This window comes from Xenorhabdus sp. SGI246 (assembly GCF_040838225.1).
Lineage (GTDB): Bacteria > Pseudomonadota > Gammaproteobacteria > Enterobacterales > Enterobacteriaceae > Xenorhabdus > Xenorhabdus indica.
In genome coordinates, this window is record NZ_JBFPEZ010000114.1 from 1 (window position 1) to 8,573 (window position 8,573).

The 8,573-nt window shown below is 37.6% G+C and carries 6 protein-coding genes; 2 read left to right on the plus strand and 4 right to left on the minus strand.

Annotated features, from left to right (window positions below; all coding sequences use genetic code 11):
* Nucleotides 1-115: 115 nt before the first annotated feature.
* The 4 genes from ABLA85_RS18015 to ABLA85_RS18030 form a co-directional block, all read right to left on the minus strand.
* Complete coding sequence (locus tag ABLA85_RS18015; protein WP_367965708.1) at nt 116-469, minus strand: YfiM family lipoprotein; 354 nt, start codon at nt 467-469, stop codon at nt 116-118.
* A gap of 117 nt (nt 470-586) precedes the next feature.
* Nucleotides 587-1,945 (minus strand): CDP-diacylglycerol--serine O-phosphatidyltransferase, encoded by a 1,359-nt coding sequence (gene pssA, locus ABLA85_RS18020; RefSeq protein WP_367965709.1) that lies wholly within the window; start codon nt 1,943-1,945, stop codon nt 587-589.
* Between the two features lie 212 nt (nt 1,946-2,157).
* A complete protein-coding gene (locus ABLA85_RS18025; protein WP_367965710.1) occupies nt 2,158-4,800 on the minus strand; it encodes a bifunctional acetate--CoA ligase family protein/GNAT family N-acetyltransferase in 2,643 nt (880 codons plus the stop codon).
* A gap of 474 nt (nt 4,801-5,274) precedes the next feature.
* Entirely contained in the window at nt 5,275-5,775 is a 501-nt protein-coding gene (locus tag ABLA85_RS18030; protein ID WP_367965711.1) for a hypothetical protein, read from the minus strand.
* Between the two features lie 526 nt (nt 5,776-6,301).
* Between ABLA85_RS18030 and ABLA85_RS18035 the strand changes: the two genes are divergently transcribed.
* Nucleotides 6,302-7,318, plus strand: a complete 1,017-nt coding sequence (locus ABLA85_RS18035; protein ID WP_367965712.1) for a nucleoid-associated protein — start codon at nt 6,302-6,304, stop codon at nt 7,316-7,318.
* The gene (locus ABLA85_RS18040; protein ID WP_367965713.1) at nt 7,311-8,516 is read left to right on the plus strand and encodes a hypothetical protein; all 1,206 of its coding nucleotides are present in this window, start codon (nt 7,311-7,313) and stop codon (nt 8,514-8,516) included. The genes ABLA85_RS18035 and ABLA85_RS18040 overlap by 8 nt, the downstream gene beginning before the upstream one ends.
* Nucleotides 8,517-8,573: the final 57 nt, after the last annotated feature.

Consider the following 8,573-nt stretch of genomic DNA (forward strand, 5'->3'; position numbering starts at 1 on the left):
GAGTAGGGCACTGCCAGACAGTTATTTGACAGAGAAGCCATCCTTTACCGGATGGCTTTTTTGCGTTATGAAAATAGAAAAATATTCTTTTGATTTAGGAGAATAAATTATCAAACTATTTCAAGGATTGGTACAAACTATAACCAGTTATAGCTCCCGCTATATCGTAAACAAAGTCTTGCCAACTCCACCCTGTACCAGAAGGACGGCTATCATAAAATTCTTTTGCTGCACCAAAACTAATTGACAGTAACATACCGAATTGTGCACTTTCCCGATGTTTCCAGTTTTGATGATCGCCATAAGCGTTTCCTGCGGCGGTTATTACGGCAGAAAATAGAAAATGCTGCGCTTTGTCTCTACCTGTCCAGATATCATTGGCCTGATACATATTCGAACAAGCAGTCGTGGATAAGAAAGAAAATGTTATTAATACATTTTTGATTTTTTTAGTGATGGATTTTTTCATTGTAATTTACACTATTATTCATAATTTAATAAATAATAGCGATTTGATAAATAATATACAAAGGCCCTTCTTGTAGTAAGTAAGAAGGGATTATTATTTTGATAATTATTTATCTATTTACAATATTCTACTGATTAATCTATCAACACGGATACGGCGTAAGCGACGTATTAATTTACGAACTTTGACAGGATAAAGCTGTATGCTATCCAATTCCTGATAATTATTGATGATTTTTGTATGAGAGCGAATGCAATTTAGTTCTAAAGAACGCTGTGTGTGCATTTTCTGATGAGGATCATGAATGAGAATGGCATTTTCCAAATCAAGCCCCCATGCACGTGGATTGAGGTTATTACCTGTAATCAATTGCCACTTGTTATCAACCCAGATACCTTTTAAATGGTAGGTATTATCTTCGTCTTTCCATAACCGGATAGTTAATTGCTGGCTATCGATAAAACGTTGTAGCCGATTGGTGAAACGGCGTAAGTTAATCTCATACAGATAGGGTAAAGCACCAATAATCTTAAAAGGCTCTTCCGGTGGAATATAAAAATCATTGGCTGTTTTATCTCCAATGATAATCTCAACCTGTTTCCCCTGCCGTAACAATCTTGCAATAGAACGAACTAATACTGCCGGTAAGTTGAAGTAAGGGGTGCAAATTACTACTTTCTTTTCTGTACTAGCGATCAGATGGCAAATTGTCTTATTCAGAGGATTCTTTTTGCCCAATCCAACAAGTGGTGTTACTGCAAGTTCGTCATTTGAAGCCTGATTTTTGATATGATATGTAGCACTACGTAAGGAAGTGCGGAATTGCTTGATAAAGTTTTTAATTTCAAGGCTGCGAGGTCGAGATCGGGAGGCCAAATTATTGACTGCATCGGCAGAAATAATGTTGTCGTCAATAAACTGCTTCATGATAGCTGCGAGTTTAGCATTGCGTAGTAGATGATAGCGATCGTAGCGATATTTTTCGTGGCGGTGTAAATAGACGTTATTAATACTGGCACCACTATAAATCACAGTATCGTCAAAGATAAAGCCTTTTAGGTGCAAGACGCCTAACGCTTCACGGGTATTTACAGGAACACCCAAAGTGGGAATATGAATACTAGGATATTTTTCAGCCATAGAACAGTACCAATCTGCATTTGTTACAGTGGCTTCTGCACCAATACGACCACGCTGGGCACGATGCCAGTCGACCAGAATTTTGATATCCAGTTCAGGCCGCTTTTGCTTGGCTTCATACAGTGCTGTTAAAATATCTCGTCCGGCGTCATCATGTTCTAGATATAATGCGGCGATATAAATATGCTTTTTAGCGCCTGAAATGCGTTCCAGTAAGGTGCTGCGAAACTCTTTAGACTGATAAAGGGTTTCAATGTCAGCAACTGACTGCGGTAATTTAGGCAGTTGTGCAAGGTGTTGTTGGTGTTTTGCTTGTTTAAATTTGGACAACATCACAGTGCGATTTTTCTCTTAGTTTAGATGGTTGGCGTTCCATCGTAATGTTATGAATCAAAATGATCCGGCGATGATACCATTAGTTTGGTCAATTGTGAGTATGAATTAACTTTCTATTGCTGATTGCTTTAAGTCTGTGCTATCCATCACGAAGTGAAGATTCGGTTTGGGCCTGTTTTTCACTATCCTTATTTACCTTAAAGTTCTGGCGGCTAAAGTTTTAAGACAAGATTGACAATTCCCTCTTCTAATTGAATATCGATGGTAAAGCCCAGTTTTTTGGCAAGTCGGATCATATTACGATTTTCTGGCATGGTGATAGCGGTTAGTACCTGAATGCCATGTTCTTTTGTGTAGTGGATTAATTTGGTCATGAGTTGATATCCTAGCGTAATCCCTTTCAAATCTGATCGCACTAACACCGCAAATTCTGCTTCGATATTATCCGGATCAGCCATAGCACGGGCGACACCAATAATTTCCGGTTTGGTTGTTGGATAGCGTATCGCAACAAATGCCATTTCACGGTCATAATCAATTTGGGTCATATTGGCGAGGTCATCGTGAGTGAATTCACTGATCTCACTAAAATAGCGATAATATAGATCTTCCTTCGTTACCTGTTCGATAAATTCTTTTAGTAATGGTTCATCTTCCGGCAGAATTGGGCGCAGTAAACATTCAAAATCATCTCTGATATAAATGGTTTCTTCCAGTTCATTAGGATAAGGACGAATTGCCAGTCGATTTCGGTGATCATCAGTGATGGGTGTTAATTCCATTGTTACATCCAATAGTGTGAATTCACTGCCTGATGCCAATAACGGATGGATATGCATACGAGTGATTTGAGGGCAATCAATCAGTAAATTGGATACTCTAACCAACAATTGACTTAGAGCAGGGATATCCAATGGTTGCAGTGAACCCCCTGATTTTATTTTACCTCCTTTAATAGCCTGAATGACCAAATAACGAGCCAATGCCATATTGAGAGGCGGCAGAGCGACGGCTGCCTGAGTTTCATTAACCCAATCTATGCCACCTTCTCCAAGCATAATTAAAGGGCCGAATATCTCATCTTGTTCAATGGCAACTCTCAATTCTTGCGCACCAGCTCGGTTTGCCATGTTTTGAACTAATAAACCATGAATTCTGGCTTGTGGAAAGTTCTGTTTCACACGTTCAATAATGGCCTGAGTTGCTGCCTTAACTTCTCTGGCATTACGCAGATAGAGCATAACCCCTTGAACTTCTGATTTGTGAGGAATATCGGGAGAACGCAATTTCAATGCTACAGGATAGCCAATTTTTTCCGCAATATTGACTGCATCATCACTGGAATGAGCAATCCATGTAGGTAAGGTATTTAGGCCGTAGGCTTCAAGAATAGGTTGTACTTCATGGGTATCTAGCTGAGTATTGCCACTATTGAGAGCTTGCTGTATACAATCGTGAGCATGTGCGGTATTTGATGTGATGCCTATTGGCAGGGCAGGGGTTTCTTTGAGTTGTTTTTGGTTACGTTGATATTCCACCATATGCATAAAAGCTGTCACTGCGCCTTCTGGTGTACGGTAGGTTGGAATACCTGCTTCACTGAATAACCGCCTCGCTTCTAATGAAGAATATTCACCACACCAATTAGTAAAGATTGTGAGCCATTTTCCACGAGGATGTTCTTTTACAGCCTTAATGACGTTAACTGCTGTCTTCATGCTATGGGAAATGGCACAGGGAGAATGAATCAACAGTAGGGCGTCATAGCTACGACTATCTAACAGTAGTTTCAGAGCAGCGATATATTGTTCAGTTGATGAACTATCTCCCAGATCCAGTGGGTTACGTAAGATTTGTGCTTCAGGCAGTACACCAGATAATTTAACAATCGTTTCGTCCTCCAGAACCGCTAGTTTACCGGTTCTCCTGAGGAGTTCATCTAGCGCCATAGCAGCAGGTGCGGCTCCATTACTGACAATGAGCAGGCGTTCTCCACGCAACGGACGCATAAAACTTAACGTCTCCACGGCAGAAAACATTTCATGTGTATCCTGTACTCGCAGTAACCCTGCCCGTTGAATTGCTGCGTCATAGGCTACATCGAAATTCTGTTGTTCTCCCAGTAATTGTTGAGCCTTGCGGGTACGACTACTTTTTACAACCAGAATGGGTTTATTGCGTGATGCACTTCGTGAAGCAGAAAGAAACCGGCGAGCATCGTTAATGTGCTCAAGATGCAGTAGAATCGCGCTGGTTTTACCATCCCGAGCTAAAAAGTCAAGAAGATCATCAATGTCAATATCAACGCTATCACCCAATGCAATGAAATATGAAAAACCAATATTGCGATGGTTCGCCCAGTCCAGAATCGTATTGGATATTGCCGCTGATTGTGAAATAAATGCTAGCTTTCCCTTGAGAATAGGAATAGGCGAGAAACTGGCGTTCAATCCGATCCACGGAGCCAAAATGCCGAGGCTATTAGGGCCGAGGATCCGGATGTGATATTTTTGGCTATATTGTTTCAGTTCAGCAAACTGTGATGCTGGTGATGAAAGAATGATAACGGTTTTACAGCCCAATCTGGTTAATTGCTCCAACAATGGCAAATTGCGGCTGTGGTGAGTACATATGACAGCCAGATCAGGAGTTAATGGTAATTTATCGATAGAAGGATAAGCCAGCACACCGAGAACAGCGTTTTTATTAGGCGTGACAGGAAGAATCGGCCCCTTGAAGTTTCCAGTTAACAAATTCCGCATCAATGTTGAGCTGGCTTTTTCGGGTTTTTCAGACGCTCCAATAACAGCAATAGATTTGGGATGTAACAGTGCTTCAAGTCCACGCTGGCTCATTTTTTATCTCCTCATTAATTGTCATTGAATAAGTTATTACTTCAATAAACAATCACCTTCAATTGAACCATTTCTATGAATAACTTTAGCCGTGATTGACAAGAATTACTGTGACTTACTCCGCCGGATGATTCGATTTTCCTGCCAGATATTGTTCACGAAATTGATTGAAATGGGCGAGTAATTGTTGTGAAGCCTCAAGGTCATTAGCCAGTTCCAGAGCGGCGGCGGCAACTTCCGCAGTGCGCTGTTCGACATATAATATGGCTCCTCCACCGCCTTCATATTACTTAGCAATGTGTATTGTTGATTGGTCCTCAGCCAGTCACTGTAATTCATTGATTCTTCCGAGGCCGTCATTTTGACCCCGGCAGGAATCCCTGAGTTCACTTTCACGTCTCCGTTTGAAATGGAAGCGTGCTGAATTAAGATGGGAAAACTCCATTTTTTGCATAGATACGGAAGTCACTAGATTCACCGGACAAGGAATTCTACATTTATATCTATATTCGGTTCACTTCCGTAGACTCTAATTTGATTACAGTTGGCATCTTCATTACAAACTGCGCTCTTAACAATATCCGGGCACCCTTCAATCACAGTATACCAACCTGAATCGTATCCATGCTCAAAATACAAAGTGCAACTCATAGGACCACTAGAAACATCCCATTCGACCCGTTTAGTTCCAAATGCACAGCCACTAAATAAATTATCGTTGTCCTGTAAGTAGACACTTTGCTGGTTACCAGGCGCAATACTTATCTGATCTGCGCCACTGTCATACATGCATTCAGTGCTTCTTTTAGTCATCATGAGGCTATTTTCAGAAAAAGAGGAATTCTTTAATTCCACATTATATTCAGCAGAAAGAATCTGTTGTTTTTCTGTATTGGTGTTTTCTTCGAACGCGAAAGCAAGGGATGCCAGTAAACAAGTTAACATGACGAAAATGGCGTTAGATAATATTTTCATACTCCCCCCTTTTTTGATGAAATCATTCAAAATAAGAATTCTTATTACTTCATCATTAATAGAGTACTGAAATGATAACTGCTATCTCATATAGGTTATTCACCTATCTGCTTTAGTATAAGTAAACTGCTCTGATAAACGTAATTCAAAAATCTACAGGTTACTGAGGTAGTTCAATATACTCCCGCTGCTGGACATCCCGAATATATTAATGAGTGATAATGATTGAATAAATTGATTGGATTTGCGTGGAGGATTATACAAGTGGGGAAAAATTACATTTATAAATATGTAAGAATGGATATTGTTTCAATTTGAAATATATTTTTTATCACACTCCTATAAATTAGCTCTCTTTCCATGTCACAGATTAAGCTATTTTTAACCTACTGATTTGCCTGATTGGTATAAAGTTAAACTAATTTCTCAATATCCAAAAAATATATGTTTTTGTTGAACTGACTGGATGTGTGAATGACATTAGCCGTATCATTTTATATTTTTATATAGCAACTGGAAATTTATAATGAACAATACCGAAATCGATGTTAAGTATGTTGTAGTTCACATTTTACACAAAGAGCAGCGTGGTACTGCTACCATTACCTTAAGCCAATCCGAGAGCAATGTAACAAATGCTTCACAAAGATTAATTGCAGATATCTGCGCTAAACATGCTAAAAGTGCGAATAAAGGGTATGGTTCTTTTGAGGGGGACAGAGATAACTATCCAATGGAAACATTCGTTACAGATTATAATGATAATCGAGTTACATTCTATGACATCAGCTGTAAAATGATGCACCACTTAAAAGTTCGCTCAGAAGAAGAACAAATGTCTACTGGTGGGTATGTTCTATTTTCGCATATTGTAATAAATGATAATGAGTATATTTTAGTAGTAATGATCAATTCAACAACAGGATCATCTATTACTGCTGACTTTTCTATCGAGGATAGTGTTTATCTTGATATATCCAAACTAAAGGTTGCGGGAAGAATAAACTTAACATCTTTGAAAAATGAAGCTGAGCGTTATATTGACTTCTTAAAAACAAAAAATGCAATTTCAAATTATTTTAAGAAATTTCTTGGCTGTAATGATATTATGATTGCAAAGAAAGAAACAGACAAGTTAAATAATGCACTAAAGCAGTTTGCAGACGAGCAAAATTTATCAGGTGAAAGAAGAGATAATTTCTTTAATATAGCACTGGATTATCTTAAAAATTTAAATAAGAACAATGAACCAATTAGTATAGAGACATTTGCCAATGCAATCTGGCCTGATGAACCTGTTATTTTGGTACAAAAATTAGCGGATGATGAACTGGAATTATCCGATGGATTCGTTCCTGATGGACGTATTATACGAAATCTGGTGTCATTTAAAGGCAAAACCAATCATTGGGAAATTAAATTTGATAGGGCTGGATTAATTGATGGCTCCATTGATTTTATTAAAGAAAAAAATGAGATCATTCTAAAAAACATCCCCGATGACTTGAGAGCAAATCTTCTAAGCGAGGTGGATAGTGAGTAAGAGCTTTAAACAATTGACAGAATTGTATAAAAAGATGAACTTTTTTAAAGAAGATCCACATATCGCTTCCCTGTTGCTTAAAAATCAATTAGATTGTGATTTACTAAATGAACTGCTTGGTAACCCGAAAGAATATGGAATTGAATTAAAAGAAGGTAGTATTTCACCGCAGAAGAATGTAATTTTATATGTAGACCCTCCAAGAACAGGGTTGGGGGCACTTTATGATGATTATGCTGCATTGTTTTATCCACAAAAAAACTTATATAAAGAGCCGCCTAATTACTACATTAAAGAAGTAAAGTTCTTCAGTGCAGATCACGATATTCCTAAATTGATTGTTAACTATCGTGCCGTATTATCATTTTTATCTTTACTCAAAGAAAGTTCAGCTTACTTTGATGAAAGTTCTTATGAAATTGTGTTTTTTGATTCAGAGTTATTCAAAATATCAATAAATTATAGCTACAACACTATTCAAGAACTAAATAAAGACGATTTGGATAGTTTAATATCGTATTTTGATGATGACACACACAGAGAGCAGAAACTCAATATTTTAATAAAAAGCATGCAGACTATTACTGAAAACGTTCAACTAACTTCAATATTTGAATATATACTGAATAATATTAGATTGTTAAGGTTTCAGTTTGAGAAAGGTTATCGTGTTTTTGTTTCCGCTTTTTCTTATGATAAGGTAATGGATCAGTTACGAATAGCCAAAGTTGAAGAAATGGGGAAAATACATAAGGTATTCTCAGATATACAAAATCAGATCCTCGGAATTCCTGTGGCAACAATCATTATTTCCACCCAAATGAAACCAACAAAATCATGGAATTATCAAGCAATAATTAATTCATCTGTTCTTTTTGGTTGCTTAATATTCGTTTTCCTTGTGGTGCTAATGTTATGCAATCAACTTCAAACATTAAAAACGATAAAAGAAGAAATTGACCACAGAAAACAACAAATAAAAAAAGAATATTCATCCATAGAAGGGGATATATCTGGTGTTTTTTTAAGTATTAGTAACCGACTTCGGATTCAAAGTATTGCATTCTTCATAATATTCATGATATTGGTGCTTGGTTTGATACTAACCTTCCTCGTATATTGCTACTTAACTGGGCCTATATGTGAATATATTTATCCAATTATTCACACTTTATCTGAAAATTATATAACAAATTGATTTAATTTCAAAGCGTTCATAAAACCCTCTTCACGAGGTAATACCGCTCGCTTAAGC

What these genes read in the sequence shown, in the direction of transcription:
- ABLA85_RS18035 (WP_367965712.1), top strand. Translation starts at nt 6,302, where the DNA reads ATGAACAATACCGAAATCGATGTTAAGTATGTTGTAGTTCACATTTTA.
- ABLA85_RS18015 (WP_367965708.1), bottom strand. Translation starts at nt 469, where the DNA reads ATGAAAAAATCCATCACTAAAAAAATCAAAAATGTATTAATAACATTT.
- ABLA85_RS18030 (WP_367965711.1), bottom strand. Translation starts at nt 5,775, where the DNA reads ATGAAAATATTATCTAACGCCATTTTCGTCATGTTAACTTGTTTACTG.
- ABLA85_RS18025 (WP_367965710.1), bottom strand. Translation starts at nt 4,800, where the DNA reads ATGAGCCAGCGTGGACTTGAAGCACTGTTACATCCCAAATCTATTGCT.